Genomic DNA, 13743 nt, shown 5'->3' with positions numbered 1-13743 from the left:
TCAGCCCTTGACGCTGCCCGCGAGCAGGCCGCGGACGAAGTAGCGCTGCAGCAGCAGGAACACCGTGACCGGCACGATGATCGAGACGAAGGCGCCGGCGGACAACAGGTACCAGGCGGTGCCTCGGGTGCCGGTGAGGTTGGACAGCTGCACGGTCAGCGGCGAGATCGTCGGCGAACCGGCGAACGTCAGCGAGACCAGCAGGTCGTTCCACACCCAGAGGAACTGGAAGATGCCGAACGCCGCCAGCGCCGGGGTGAGCAGCGGCAGCAGCACCCGGAAGAAGATCGACACGTGGCCCGCGCCGTCTATCCGGGCCGCCTCGATGAGGCTGGACGGAACTTCCTTGATGAAGTTGTGCAGCAGATAGATCGCCAGCGGCAGGGCGAACGTCGAGTGCGACAGCCAGACGGTCCAGAAGGTGCCGTCGATGTCCCACGCGACGAAGAGCTGAAGCAGCGGCAGCAGCGTCACCTGCAGCGGAACGATCTGCAACGCGAAGATCGCGATGAACAGGAAGTTCTTGCCGGGGAAGTTCATCCACGCGAACGCGTACGCCGCGAGCGACGCCAGGCACAGCGGGATGATCACCGACGGGATCGTCATGACCAGCGAGTTCAGGAACGAGTCCGGCAGGTTGGTGCCGGCCTTCTCCGGGTCCAGAACGGTCCGGTAGTTCTCGAACGTCACCAGCGGGTCGGTGAAGAACGTCCACCAACCCGTACGCCGGATGTCGTCCTGCGGCCGGAAGGAGGAGATCAGCAGGCCGACCGTGGGGATCGTCCAGACCACGGCGATGATCACCGCGGCCAGCGACGCCCACGGCGAGGTGAGCTTCTTCTTCGCCATCGCCGCGGCGGACAGCTTCTTGCCCTCCGTCTTCGACAGCGGAGTGGTGGTGAGAGGTGCTGCGGTGGTCATCACGCCTCCGATCGGCGAAGCTGGCGGATGTTGTAGACGACGATCGGGATGACGAGGACGAACAGCACGACCGCGAGCGCCGCGCCGAGGCCACGGTTGTCGCTGCGGAACGTCTGGCTGTAGAACTCGTTCGCGATGACGCTGGTCTCGAAACGGCCACCGGTCATGGTCTGGACGATGTCGAAGACCTTGAGGGTGCCGATCGCGATGGTGGTCAGCACGACCACGACCGAGGGACGGATCGCGGGCAGCGTGACGAACCGGAACATGCCCCACGGGCTGACGCCGTCGAGGCGGGCCGCCTCCACGATGTCGTCCGGGATCGCCTTGATGGCCGCCGACAGGACAGTCATCGCGAAGCCAGCCTGGATCCAGATCATGACGGCGATCAGCAGGAACGTGTTGAGCGGTGAATCGATCAGCAGTTGCTGCGGTTTACCGCCGAGCCACACGATGATCTGGTTGATCAGGCCGATCTGCTGGATGTTCTGCTGGTCGGGCCGGAACTCGTACATGAACTTCCAGATGACGCCGGCCGCGACGTACGAGATCGACATCGGAAGGAAGATCAGTGCTTTCGCGAACGACTCCATCCGCGCCTTGTCCACGAGGATGGCGTAGACCAGGCCGACACCGGTAGCGACGAACGGGGTGAGCAGCACCCAGAAGGCCGTGTTGCGCAGCACCGTCAGCTGCTCGGGATCGGTCAGGATGGTCGTGTAGTTGTCGAAACCGACGAAGCTCTTCAGTGAGGCGTCGAGGAACGACTGGTAGATGGTCCGCAGACCGGGGTAGAGCAGACCGACGCTGAGCATCAGCACGGTCGGCAACAGGTAGAGCGCGGCGATCGCGCGGTCGCGCTTGCCGGTGAACCGGCTAGCGATGAAAAGGATCAGGCCCATGACGGCTGCGAACAGAAGAATCGCTGCGAACATCTGCAGGATCTTCTGAGGGGTGGTGGAGGCGGTGGTGAACACGCGGCCCGTTCCTCCTCGGCACGTTCCAGATGAGGGGTGTTCCAGATGAGAGAGGTTAAGTGAAGACCAAAAGTGATCAGACTGCTAGGGCCGGTCGGGCATGACCCCCGACCGGCCCCGGTACAGCTAACTGATCACTTGGGCCAGGCGCTCTCGATCTTGTCGAGCGTGGTCTTCGTGTCCTGTCCGGTGATCCACGCGGTGCTCTGCTTCCAGAACGCGTTCGAGCCGACCGCGGCGGGCATCATGTCCGAGCCGTCGAAGCGGAACTGGGCCTTCGGGTCCTGCAGGATCTTGGCGGACAGCTCGTCGATCGGGTTCTTCAGGTTGGCGATGTCGAGCCCCTTGTTGGCGCTGACCCAACCGGACGAGACCTTGGCCTTGGCGTTGGCCCAGACGGAGCTGGACAGGTAGGTCTGGAACGCCTTGACCTCCGGGCGGTCCGTGAACGCCACGACGAACTCACCGCCGCCGAGGACCGGCTTGGTGGTGGCGTCCTGACCCGGCAGGTAGAAGGCGTAGACGTCGCCGTCCTTCGCCACCTTGGTGCCCTTGGTGAAGTTGGCCGCGTAGAAGCTGGCCTGGCGGTGCAGCGAGCAGGTGCCCTCCAGGATCGGCAGACCCGCGTCCTGGAAGGTGGTGCTGGCGATGCTCTTGACGTCGCCGAGACCGCCGTTGACATACGCGTCGTTCTTCAGGTACGCGCCGACGGCGTCGAGAGCCGCGGTGGCCTCGGGGCCGTTGAACGGGATCTCGTGCTTGACCCACTTGTCGTAGGTCTCCGGCCCGGAGAGCCGGAGCATGAAGTCTTCCATCCAGTCGGTCATCGGCCAGCCGGTCGCCTCACCGGAGTTGATGCCCGCGCACCACGGCTTCTTGCCGGCGGCGACCATCTTGTCGGTCAGCGCCTTGAGCTCGGCGAGCGTGGTGGGCTCGGTGTAACCGTTGTCCGCGAACTCCTTCGGCGAGTACCACACCAAGGACTTCACGTTGGCGCCGAGCGGCGCGGCGTAGAACTTGCCGTCGACCGTGCCGTAGGCCTTCCAGTCGGCGCCGAAGTCCTTGTCGACGTTGGCGGCGACCTCGGCCGGCGCCGGAAGCGCCTTGCCGGTGGCGACCAGGCGCTGGAGCAGGCCCGGCTGCGGCACGAACGCGAGGTCCGGCGGGTTTCCGGCCTCGGCGCGGATCAGCACCTGGGTCTCGAAGGCCTTGTCGCCCTCGTACTTGATCACGGCGCCGGTGCACTGTTCGAAGGGCTTGTAGGACTCCTTGTGCGGGGTGTCCTCGGGCGTCACGATGCCCGTGTAGATCGTGACTTCCTTGCCCTTGATGTCGCCGAACGCCTTGTAGGGCGAGCAGTCGATGGCTGCGAGAGACGTGCCGGGAGTGCTCGTCTCCGAGTCGCCGCCGTCGGCGCAGGCGCTGAGGCCGAACACCAGGCCTGCGCTGAGGGCACCGGCGAGGGCGATCCGGGATCGCGAACTCCCACGTTGAACGAACATACCGCTCCCTATGTCATATAGCGCCTCCGGCATCTCGCGACGCCGCCGTCCGAAGCGCTTCTTGACCAACAGTCAAGAGGTATCCAGCAAGTTGCGCAATGATTTCGGCGCGATCGAGTCGGTAACGATATCGCTGCGACGTACTGGCACCTTAACCGGTTAAGGAGATTGGCGAAAGAGCCTACCCTCGTCCGGCTGGGAGCGTCCGGCTTTGCCGGGATTTAACCGGATCAAACGACCGTGACATCGGGGATGAGTCGGTTTTGTTGAGGTTCGGGGGAACCCGCTTCAGGCGGCAACTCCGGTGCCCCGGAGGATCAGGTCGTAAACCGCATAAACGAAACCGCCGCGGTGGCCTGGGGCCACCACGGCGGTGCGGGGGCGTACTGACGTACGCCATGATGTTTCAGCCGGTTGATTAGCCGGACACCGCCACGTAGCGGTAGCCCAGGCGGCGCATCCGGTCGGCGTCGAGCACGTGCCGGCCGTCCAGCAGGATCGGGCTGCGCATCAGCCCGACGAACTTCGACCAGTCCAGTTCCAGGTACTGCGCCCACTCGGTGACCAGCACGACCGCGTCGCAGTCGGCGAACACGTCGTCGATGGTCTCGCTCAGGTACGGCGCCAGGTCCGGCTGTTCCTTGCGGAACCGCTCGGTCGCGACCGGGTCGTGCAGCTTCACCCGGGCGCCGCGGGCGAGCAGCGAGTTGGCGATGTCCAGCGCCGGCGCGTCGCGCAGGTCGTCGGTGTTCGGCTTGAAGGCCAGCCCGAGCAGGCCGATCTTGCGACCCTTGAGGATGCGCAGCTCGTCCTGGAGCCGTTCCACGGCGATGGCCCGCTGGCGGCTGTTGACGTCGCGGGCCGCCTTCACGATCGGCATCTCGAGGTTGTACTCGGCGGCGGTCGCGATCAGCGCCTTGGTGTCCTTGCCGAAGCAGGAGCCGCCCCAGCCCACGCCGGGCTGCAGGAACCGGGAGCCGATCCGCTGGTCCAGGCCCATGCCGCGAGCGACCTCGGTGATGTCCGCGCCGACCTTGGCGGCCAGCTGGCCGATCTCGTTCGCGTAGCTGATCTTCAGGGCCAGGAACGCGTTGGCCGCGTACTTGATCAGCTCGGCCGAGGCGAGGTCGGTGGAGACCAGCGGGACCGCGTTGGCGTCCTCGGGCCGGGGCAGGAAGGTCGGCGCCGTGAACGTCTGGTTGATGATCGGCCGGTAGAGGCGGTTGAGCACCTCGAGGCTGCGCGGGTTGTCCGAGCCGATGACGATCCGGTCCGGGTAGAGGGTGTCGGCGATGGCGTTGCCCTCGCGCAGGAACTCCGGGTTCGACGCGACCGCGAACTCGACGCCCTCGGGGCGGTCCTCGCGGGTGGCGAACGAGTCGCGCAGGATGGCGTCGACCCAGTTGCCGCTGCCGATCGGCACGGTCGACTTGTTCACCACCACGGTGAAGTCATGGTTCAGGGCTTGCGCCACGCTCTCCGCGGCGCTGCGCAGGTAACGCAGGTCGGGGCTGCCGTCCGCGGCCGACGGCGTCTGCACCGCCACGAACACCACGTCGGCGCCGGGCACGGCATCCTCGTAGGACGTCGTGAACGTCAGGTTCCGCGCCGCCTCGGCGAGCAGGTCCTCCATCCCGGGCTCGTAGATCGGGCATCGGCCACCGCGCAGCATGTCGACCTTGGCCTGGTCGTGGTCGACGCAGGTCACCTCGTGGCCGAGGAAGGCCAGGCTGACTCCGGTGGTCAGGCCGACATAGCCGGTACCGACAACGCAAACCTTCATGCAATCTCCTCCGCCGCTGTGCCGGACCGCGGTTACGCCACGTATAGGGAGCGTGGCTTAACCGGCCTCTCTCCGGGCCGGCTGGCCGGCGCCCCGGATGGTGCCGGCCTGCGTGTTCCGGCCGAATGATACACAGGCGATTCGCCCGTTCTTTGTCACTGAATGTCGGCTTCGTTCCTGCGCGGCGAGGGCCGCATTCCCGGACGCCCCGAAGTCGCCGAAAAGTTTCCGGCTCTTGACATGAAGATGACAGCGACCGACGCTTTGGGAGCGCTCCCACTTATGCACGTCAATGGAAGGGTCATCTCCATGCGAAGGTCCCTCGGCGGCGCGGTCGTCGCCGCCCTCGTGATCGCGGCGACCACGGTCGCCGTCGCCTCCGGCCCACATTCCGCCACGGCCGCCCCCGCTGACCCCTACACCTGGAAAAACGTTCGGATTGACGGCGGAGGCTTCGTCCCCGGCATCGTCTTCAACCCCGGCGAGAAGGACCTCGTCTACGCCCGCACCGACATCGGTGGCGCCTACCGCTGGAGCCAGTCCGCGCAGAGCTGGACCCCCCTGCTCGACTGGGTCGGACAGGACGACTGGGGTCACAACGGTGTGCTGAGCATCGCCCCGGACCCGGTCGACACGAGCCGCGTCTACGCCGCCGTCGGTATGTACACGAACAGCTGGGATCCCAACAACGGTGCCATCCTACGCTCCACCGACAAGGGAAACACCTGGTCAAGGGCAATGCTGCCATTCAAAGTCGGTGGCAACATGCCGGGCCGCGGGATGGGGGAGCGGCTCGCCGTCGACCCGAGGAACAACCGGAACGTCTATTTCGCCGCCGAAGGTGGAAACGGGCTCTGGCGCAGCACCGACCACGGCGCCACATGGGGAAAAGTGGCCAACTTCCCGAACGCCGGTAACTACGTCGCCGACCCGGCCGATCCGAACGGCTATCTGAATCAGAACCAAGGGCTTACCTGGGTCACCTTCGACCCGCAGTCACCCGCTGTGTATGTCGGGGTGGCCGACAAGGAGAACCCGGTCTACCGCTCGCTCGACTCCGGCGCCACCTGGGAGCGGATCCCCGGCCAGCCCACCGGCTACCTCGCGCACAAGGGCGCGGTGCAGGGCAAGTACCTGTTCATCACGACCAGCGACACCGGCGGGCCGTACGACGGGACCGCCGGGCAGGTGGCCCGCCTCGACACCACCACCGGCGTCTGGACCGACATCTCGCCCACCCCGGTCGCCGACCGCTACTACGGCTACTCCGGCCTGACCGTGGACGCGCGCAAGCCGGGCACGCTGATGGTGGCCACCCAGATCTCCTGGTGGCCGGACACGATCTTCTTCCGCAGCACCGACTACGGCGCCACCTGGACCCGCATCTGGGACTGGAGCAGCTACCCGAGCCGGACCAAGCGTTACACCATGGACATCTCGGCGAACCCGTGGCTGGACTTCAACAGCACCGCGCAGGCGCCCGAGGAGAGCCCCAAGCTCGGCTGGATGAACGAGTCCCTGGCGATCGACCCGTTCGACTCCAACCGCCTGCTCTACGGCACCGGCGCCACCGTCTACGGCACCACCCAGCTCACCAACTGGGACACGAACACCACTTTCACCATCCGGCCGATGGCCAAGGGCCTGGAGGAGACCGCCGTCCTTGACCTGGCCAGCCCGCCCAGCGGCGCCCCTCTGGTCAGCGCCCTCGGCGACATCGGCGGCTTCCACCACGCCGACCTCGACACCGTCCCGGCGAGCTTCCACGACACCCCCTCGCTGGGCAGCAACACCGGACTGGACTTCGCCGAACTCAGCCCGTCGTTCTTCGTCCGGGTCGGCAACAACGCGGCCGCCCCGCACATCGGGATCTCCACCGACGGCGGCAAGAGCTGGTACCAGGGCCAGGAGCCGTCCGGCGTGACCGGCGGCGGCACGGTCGCGGTCGGCGCCGACGCCAACGCGGTCGTCTGGTCACCGGCCGGCGCCGGCGTGCACCACTCCACCACCCGCGGCAGTTCCTGGGCCGCCTCCACCGGCATCCCCGCCGGGGCCAAGGTCGAATCCGACCGGGTCAACCCCAAGACCTTCTACGGGTACGCGGCGGGCCGGTTCTACACCAGCACCGACGGCGGGGCGACGTTCACCGCCTCGGCGGCCGCCATGCCGGCTGAGGGCCGCGTCAACCTGCACGCGGTGCCGGGCGTCGCCGGCGAGGTGTGGCTGGCCGGGAGGACCGGCCTGCTGCGCTCCACGAACGCGGGGCAGACCTTCACCGCGGTCGGCGGCGGCGTCTCCGAGGGCGTCAACGTCGCCTTCGGCAAGGCCGCGCCGGGCGCGACCCGCCCCGCGGTGTTCCTGGTGGGCACGGTCGACGGCACCGACGGCGTCTTCCGCTCCGACGACAACGGCGCGAGCTGGGTACGGATCAACGACGACAAGCGCCAGTACGGCAACGCCGGTGACGCCCTGGCCGGTGACCCCCGCATCTGGGGTCGGGTCTACCTGGGCACCAACGGCCGCGGCATCCTCTACGCCGACCGTACCGGCGGACCCGTCTCCCCGTCGCCGTCGGTCTCGGCGTCGGTGTCGGTGTCGCCGTCCGTCTCGACCTCGCCCAGCACCTCCGTCTCGCCCAGCACCTCCGTCTCACCCAGCACGTCCGTCTCACCCAGCACCTCCACCGGCTGCACCGCCACCTACCGGATCACCGGGCAGTGGAGCGGCGGCTTCCAGGGCGAGCTGACCGTCAAGAACAACGGCGCCGCCGCGACCACCGGCTGGAAGGCGGGCTGGACCTACACCGGCGGGCAGACCGTCACGCAGGGCTGGGGCGGCACCGCCACCCAGTCGGGCGCCGCGGTCACCGTCGTGAACGCCGGCTACAACGGCACCCTCGCGCCCGGGGCGTCCACCACGTTCGGATTCCTCGGCGGCACCACCGGCTCCACCAACCCCGTTCCGTCCCCGATCACCTGCTCCACCACCTAAGTAGCCCGGCCCGGCGGCGCCCGTGGTCCGACGGGCGCCGCCACCCGGCGGAAAGGAACATCCCCCGTGAGTCCATGGAGACAACGCCTGCGACGCAGGCTGGCCGTCACCGGCGTCGCCGTCCTCGGCGCCGGAGCGGTTCTCGCGGCCGGCGCCCCGGCCTATGCCGCCGCCGGGTGCGCCGTCGTCTACAAGGTGCAGAGCCAGTGGCCCGGCGGTTTCACCGGCGACATCCAGATCAAGAACACCGGTGACCCGCTGACCAGCTGGAAACTCGAGTTCGACTTCCCCGACGCCGGCCAGAAGGCGGTGCAGGGCTGGAGCGGCGTCTACAGCCAGACCGGCCGGCACGTCACCGTCGACAACGCACCCTGGAACGGGTCGCTCGCCACGAACGGCACCGTGAGCAGCGGCTTCAACGGCACGTTCACCTCGGCGAACCCGGTGCCGACCGCGTTCACCCTGAACGGCACCACCTGCGGCCAGACCGAGAACGCGCCGACCGTGGCGATCAACAGCCCGGCGGCGAACACCCGCTACACGGCACCGGCGTCCATCCCGATCGCGGCCACCGCCACCGCGGCGGCCGGGCAGACGATCAGCCGGGTCGAGTTCTACCACGACGGACTGCTGCTGGGCTCGGACACGAGCGCGCCGTACTCGTACAGCTGGGACGGGGTTCCGGCGCAGAGCACCGCCTACCACGTGCAGGCGATCGCCTACGACAACGCCGGCACCAAGAGCAACACCGCCGACGTGCCGGTCTTCGTCGACGCGGCCACCACCGGGTCGATCGTCGCCGACGCCACCTCGCTGGCGATCAACCCCGGCGCGAGCGGCTCGTTCAAGGTGGCGCTGAGCAAGGCGCCGACCGCGAACGTGACCGTGGCCGTGGCCCGCAGCGCCGGATCCACCGCGGTCACCGTGACCCCGGCGACGCTCACCTTCACGCCGTCGAACTGGAACACCGGCCAGGCCGTGACGGTCGCGGCCGCTTCGTCGGCGGCGGTCGGCGCGACGGCCACCATCTCGGCCACCGCCGGCGGCCACACCGCCGCCCAGCTCGGGGTCACGGTCGTCAAGCCCGGTTCGGTGGACGCCCGGTTCACCCAGCTCTACAACGACCTGAAGAACCCGGCCAACGGCTACTTCAGCCCGGAGGGCGTGCCGTACCACTCGATCGAGACGCTGATCGACGAGGCGCCCGACCACGGTCACGAGACCACCAGCGAGGCGTTCAGCTACTGGCTGTGGCTGGAGGCCGAGCACGGCCAGGTCACCGGGGACTGGGCGCCGTTCAACAGCGCCTGGGCGACGATGGAGAAGTACATCATCCCGTCGCACGCCGACCAGCCGACCAACGACAAGTACAACCCCGCCAAGCCGGCGACGTACGCGGCCGAGCACCCGCTGCCGTCGCAGTACCCGTCGCAGCTCGACAACAGCGTGTCGGTCGGCACCGACCCGCTGGCCGCGGAGCTGAAGGCGGCGTACGGCACCTCCGACATCTACGGCATGCACTGGCTGCTGGACGTCGACAACACCTACGGCTTCGGCCACTGCGGTGACGGGACCACCCGGGTCGCCTACATCAACACCTTCCAGCGGGGCCCGCAGGAGTCGACGTTCGAGACCGTGCCGCAGCCCTCGTGCGACACGTTCGCGCACGGCGGCCCGAACGGCTACCTCGACCTGTTCACCAAGGACGCGTCGTACGCCAAGCAGTGGAAGTACACCAACGCCCCGGACGCCGACGCCCGGGTCGTGCAGGTCGCCTACTGGGCGCTGCAGTGGGCCACCGAACAGGGCAAGCAGTCGCAGATCTCGACCGCCGTCGCCAACGCCGCCAAGATGGGCGACTACCTGCGCTACTCGTTCTACGACAAGTACTTCAAGACTCCCGGCTGCGCGTCCACGTCGTGCCCGGCCGGCACCGGCAAGAACGCCTCCAACAACCTGATGTCGTGGTACTACGCCTGGGGCGGGGCCTACGACACCAACGCCGGATGGGCCTGGCGGATCGGGTCCAGCACGAGCCACTTCGGTTACCAGAACCCGATGGCCGCGTACATCCTGTCCAACGTCAGCGCCTTCAACCCGAAGTCGCCGACCGCGAAGGCCGACTGGCAGGCCAGCCTCGACCGGCAGCTGGAGTTCTACCAGTGGCTGCAGTCGTCCGAGGGCGCCATCGCCGGCGGCGCGACCAACAGCTGGAACGGCAACTACTCGGCCCGGCCCACGAACGTCCCGACGTTCTACGGCCTGTCCTACGTCGAGGCGCCGGTCTACGAGGACCCGCCGTCCAACCGCTGGTTCGGCATGCAGACCTGGTCGCTGGAGCGGCTCGCCGAGCTGTACTACGTGACCGGCAACGCGAAGGCCAAGGCGGTGCTCGACAAGTGGGTGCCGTGGGCGCTGGCCAACAGCACCATCGGCGCGAACACCTTCTCCATCCCGTCCGACCTGGCCTGGACCGGCGCGCCGACGACCTGGAACCCGTCCAGCCCGGCGGCCAACACCAACCTGCACGTGACCGTCTCCAGCCACAGCCAGGACCTCGGTGTGGCCGGCTCGTTCGCCAAGGTGCTCACCTACTACGCGGCCAAGTCGGGTAACGCCCAGGCCAAGACGGCGGCCAAGGGGCTGCTCGACGCGATCTGGACGTTCAAGGACTCCAAGGGCGTCTCGGTGACCGAGACCCGTGCCGACTACAACCGCATGGACGACGTCTACAACGCCTCGACGGGCCAGGGCATCTACATCCCGCCGGGCTGGTCCGGCGAGATGCCGAACGGCGACGTCATCAAGCCGGGTGTCTCGTTCCTGGACATCCGCAGCTTCTACCGCGCCGACCCGGACTTCCCGAAGGTCGACGCGTACCTGAAGGGCGGCCCCGCGCCGACGTTCAACTACCACCGATTCTGGGCTCAGGTCGACGTGGCCACCGGCTACGCCGACTACGCCCGGCTCTTCCCGGAAGGCTGATCCATGCGACTTCTGAGAGTGGCCGCGGTGGCCCTGTTCGCCGCCGCGGCCGGGATTGTGGCGCTGCCAGGCACGCCCGCCCAGGCACACGGCGCCATCCAGGTGCCGGGCAGCCGCACCTGGTTCTGCTACCAGGACGGCCGCAACCCGAACACCGGCGCCATCGAGCCGAAGAACGCGGCCTGCGCCGCCGCGGTGGCCCAGAGCGGGGTGACCTCGCTCTACAACTGGTTCGCCGTGCTCCGGTCGGACGGGGCCGGGCGGGTCAGCGGGTTCATCCCGGACGGCCAGCTGTGCAGTGGCGGGACCGGCGGACCGTACAACTTCACCGGATTCAACCTGGCCCGCGCCGACTGGCCGACGACGCATCTGACGGCCGGCGCGAACGTCCAGTTCAAGTACAACAACTGGGCCAAGCACCCCGGCACGTTCTCGCTCTACATCACCAAGGACGGCTACGACCCGGCCAAGCCGCTCGCCTGGAGCGACCTGGAGCCGACGCCGTTCGACCAGGTGACCAACCCGCCGGCGAACGGCGGGCCGGGCACCGACGACGGGCACTACTACTGGAACGGGCGGCTGCCCGCCGGCAAGTCGGGTAAGCACCTGATCTATTCGGTGTGGTCGCGCTCGGACAGCCAAGAGACCTTCTACGGCTGCTCGGACGTGGTGTTCGACGGCGGAAACGGCGAGGTCACCGGCATCGGCGGCGGCCCGTCGCCCAGCAGCCCGAGCCCGAGCAGCCCGTCGACCAGCCCGTCGACGCCGGGCAACCCCTCGGGTCGCTGCAGCGCGATGTACAGCATCGTCTCGACGTGGTCCGGCGGGTTCCAGGGCGAGGTCATGGTGCACGCCGGCGCCGCGGCGGTGAACGGCTGGAACATCTCCTGGACCTGGCCCGGGGACCAGAAGATCGCCCAGGTGTGGAGCGGCAAGGGGACCGGCACCGGATCACTGGTGTCGGTGAACAACGAGAACTGGAACGCGAACGTCCCGGCGAACGGTCACGTCACGTTCGGGTTCCTGGCCTCCGGCGCGGCCGCGCCTCAGGTCCAGAATCTGACCTGTACGACCGGCTGACGGCCGGTCCGGCATGACGGCGCCCCCGGGAAGTGTGACTGACGTCCACGGCCCGGGGGCGCTGTCCGTCGGGAGGCTGTCCGTCGGGAGGCTGTCCGTCGGGGGGCGGCTTGACGGCGGGTACGGAGCATTAGTACATTACCCGCATAAAGAAGAAAAGCTCTCTTATCGGCCTATCGGGTGCAGACGGTTCACCCGATCCGTCCCGATGGCCGATGTTCCATCGGGCGGTGACGCGCCGTGGCCTCCTGCTGGCCGGCGCCGGCGCCGCCGTCGTCATGGCCACGCCCGGTGAGGCCGGCCAGAACACCGCTGTTCCCCGCGTGGCCGTCCGGGTCGGCACCTGGGCGGCCGCACCGGCGGCCGTGCCGGCGAAGAACGTCGTCACCCTGGCCCGCCAGACGGTACGGCAGGTCGTCCACACCAGCGTCGGCGGCGATCTTCCCCGCGTCACCCTGACCAACGAGTACGGCACCGAACCGGTGCGGATCGGCGCGGCCCGGATCGCCGTGCGCGCGGGCGCTGGCACGTCGTGCGACGCGGTTCCGGGCAGCGACCGGCCACTCACCTTCGGCGGCGCCACCGAGACCGTCCTGGCTCCCGGCCAGATCCTGGTCAGCGACCCGGCCGACCTGGTCGTGGCGTCCGGCGCCGACCTGGTGATCAGCCTGTACCTGCCGGACCGGGTCGTCGCCGCCACGGTGAGCCCCCGCGCCAAACAGTCGAACCTGATCGTCAACGGCGACGCCACCGCCACGCCGCGGCCCGGCCACGGCAGGCGGCTGACCCGCTACCTGTGGATCTCCGGGGTCAGCGTCCGCACGGTCCGCGCCGCCGCGGCCATCGTCGCCCTCGGCGACTCGATCACCTGCGGCACCAAGACCACCGACAACGCCAATCACCGGTGGCCCGACCTGCTCGCCGCCCGGCTCCGCGCCGCCGGCTCGCCGCGTGGCCTGCTGAACGTCGGGCTCAGTGGCAACCGGCTGCTCTTCGGCTTCGAGGACCCGACCGGGCGGGCGCACGCGAGCGCGTCCATCGGCCCGGCCGCGCTGCGCCGGTTCGACCGTGACGTGCTCGGCCAGCCGGGCGTCCGCCACGTGGTGACCCTGATCGGTGTCAACGACCTGGCCAACAACCCGGCGGTCACGCCCGAGCAGTTGATCGCCGGGCACCGGGAGCTGATCCGGCGAGCCCGGCTCGCCGGCCTGCGGGTGGCGGGCGGCACCCTGTTGCCGTTCGGCGAGGCGCCCGCCCGCTACAACAACGCGGCCAACCGGGCGAAACGGCAGAAGATCAACGCCTGGATCCGGACGAGCGGCGAGTACGACGCGGTCATCGACTTCGACGCGGCGGTGCGCGACCCGGCGAACCCGCAGCGGATGCGGCCCCGTTACGACTGCGGCGACGGCCTGCACCCGAACGACGCCGGGACAGCGGCGCTGGCCGCGGCCGTACCGCTGGAGCTCTTCGCCTGAGACGGGCTGTCTTCGACCGGCTGTCT

Annotated in this window: 8 protein-coding genes; 4 read left to right on the top strand and 4 right to left on the bottom strand. The window is 68.6% G+C overall.

Annotated features, from left to right (window positions below):
- From QLQ12_RS19325 to QLQ12_RS19310, 4 genes are all read right to left on the bottom strand, one after another.
- Nucleotides 1-921, bottom strand: coding sequence for a carbohydrate ABC transporter permease (locus QLQ12_RS19325; protein WP_407651508.1), 921 nt, complete (start codon nucleotides 919-921; stop codon nucleotides 1-3).
- On the bottom strand, nucleotides 921-1856 hold the full coding sequence (locus tag QLQ12_RS19320; protein WP_407651516.1) for a carbohydrate ABC transporter permease: 936 nt from the start codon (nucleotides 1854-1856) through the stop codon (nucleotides 921-923). The genes QLQ12_RS19325 and QLQ12_RS19320 overlap by 1 nt, the downstream gene beginning before the upstream one ends.
- A gap of 176 nt (nucleotides 1857-2032) precedes the next feature.
- Entirely contained in the window at nucleotides 2033-3400 is a 1368-nt protein-coding gene (locus QLQ12_RS19315) for an ABC transporter substrate-binding protein (protein ID WP_282761598.1), read from the bottom strand.
- A gap of 418 nt (nucleotides 3401-3818) precedes the next feature.
- Nucleotides 3819-5183 carry a UDP-glucose dehydrogenase family protein gene (locus QLQ12_RS19310; RefSeq protein ID WP_282761597.1) on the bottom strand — a complete coding sequence of 455 codons (1365 nt, stop codon included), beginning with the start codon at nucleotides 5181-5183 and terminating at the stop codon, nucleotides 3819-3821.
- A 309-nt stretch (nucleotides 5184-5492) separates the two neighbouring features.
- Between QLQ12_RS19310 and QLQ12_RS19305 the strand changes: the two genes are divergently transcribed.
- The 4 genes from QLQ12_RS19305 (at nucleotide 5493) to QLQ12_RS19290 (ending at nucleotide 13717) form a co-directional block, all read left to right on the top strand.
- The gene (locus tag QLQ12_RS19305; RefSeq protein ID WP_282761596.1) at nucleotides 5493-8174 is read left to right on the top strand and encodes a cellulose binding domain-containing protein; all 2682 of its coding nucleotides are present in this window, start codon (nucleotides 5493-5495) and stop codon (nucleotides 8172-8174) included.
- Nucleotides 8175-8240: 66 nt separating this feature from the next.
- Nucleotides 8241-11159 carry a glycoside hydrolase family 48 protein gene (locus QLQ12_RS19300; RefSeq protein WP_282761595.1) on the top strand — a complete coding sequence of 973 codons (2919 nt, stop codon included), beginning with the start codon at nucleotides 8241-8243 and terminating at the stop codon, nucleotides 11157-11159.
- 3 nt (nucleotides 11160-11162) lie between these two features.
- Complete coding sequence (locus QLQ12_RS19295; RefSeq protein ID WP_282761594.1) at nucleotides 11163-12239, top strand: lytic polysaccharide monooxygenase auxiliary activity family 9 protein; 1077 nt, start codon at nucleotides 11163-11165, stop codon at nucleotides 12237-12239.
- A gap of 230 nt (nucleotides 12240-12469) precedes the next feature.
- Nucleotides 12470-13717 (top strand): SGNH/GDSL hydrolase family protein, encoded by a 1248-nt coding sequence (locus QLQ12_RS19290; protein WP_282761593.1) that lies wholly within the window; start codon nucleotides 12470-12472, stop codon nucleotides 13715-13717.
- Nucleotides 13718-13743: the final 26 nt, after the last annotated feature.

The sequence above is a fragment of the Actinoplanes sandaracinus genome, from assembly GCF_030009775.1.
Lineage (GTDB): Bacteria > Actinomycetota > Actinomycetes > Mycobacteriales > Micromonosporaceae > Actinoplanes > Actinoplanes sandaracinus.
Note: the sequence above shows the minus strand (reverse complement) of the source record. Positions and strands in the feature narration are given on the sequence as shown.

What these genes read in the sequence shown, in the direction of transcription:
- QLQ12_RS19295 (WP_282761594.1), top strand. Translation starts at nt 11,163, where the DNA reads ATGCGACTTCTGAGAGTGGCCGCGGTGGCCCTGTTCGCCGCCGCGGCC.
- QLQ12_RS19325 (WP_407651508.1), bottom strand. Translation starts at nt 921, where the DNA reads ATGACCACCGCAGCACCTCTCACCACCACTCCGCTGTCGAAGACGGAG.
- QLQ12_RS19305 (WP_282761596.1), top strand. Translation starts at nt 5,493, where the DNA reads ATGCGAAGGTCCCTCGGCGGCGCGGTCGTCGCCGCCCTCGTGATCGCG.
- QLQ12_RS19310 (WP_282761597.1), bottom strand. Translation starts at nt 5,183, where the DNA reads ATGAAGGTTTGCGTTGTCGGTACCGGCTATGTCGGCCTGACCACCGGA.
- QLQ12_RS19320 (WP_407651516.1), bottom strand. Translation starts at nt 1,856, where the DNA reads ATGTTCGCAGCGATTCTTCTGTTCGCAGCCGTCATGGGCCTGATCCTT.
- QLQ12_RS19315 (WP_282761598.1), bottom strand. Translation starts at nt 3,400, where the DNA reads ATGTTCGTTCAACGTGGGAGTTCGCGATCCCGGATCGCCCTCGCCGGT.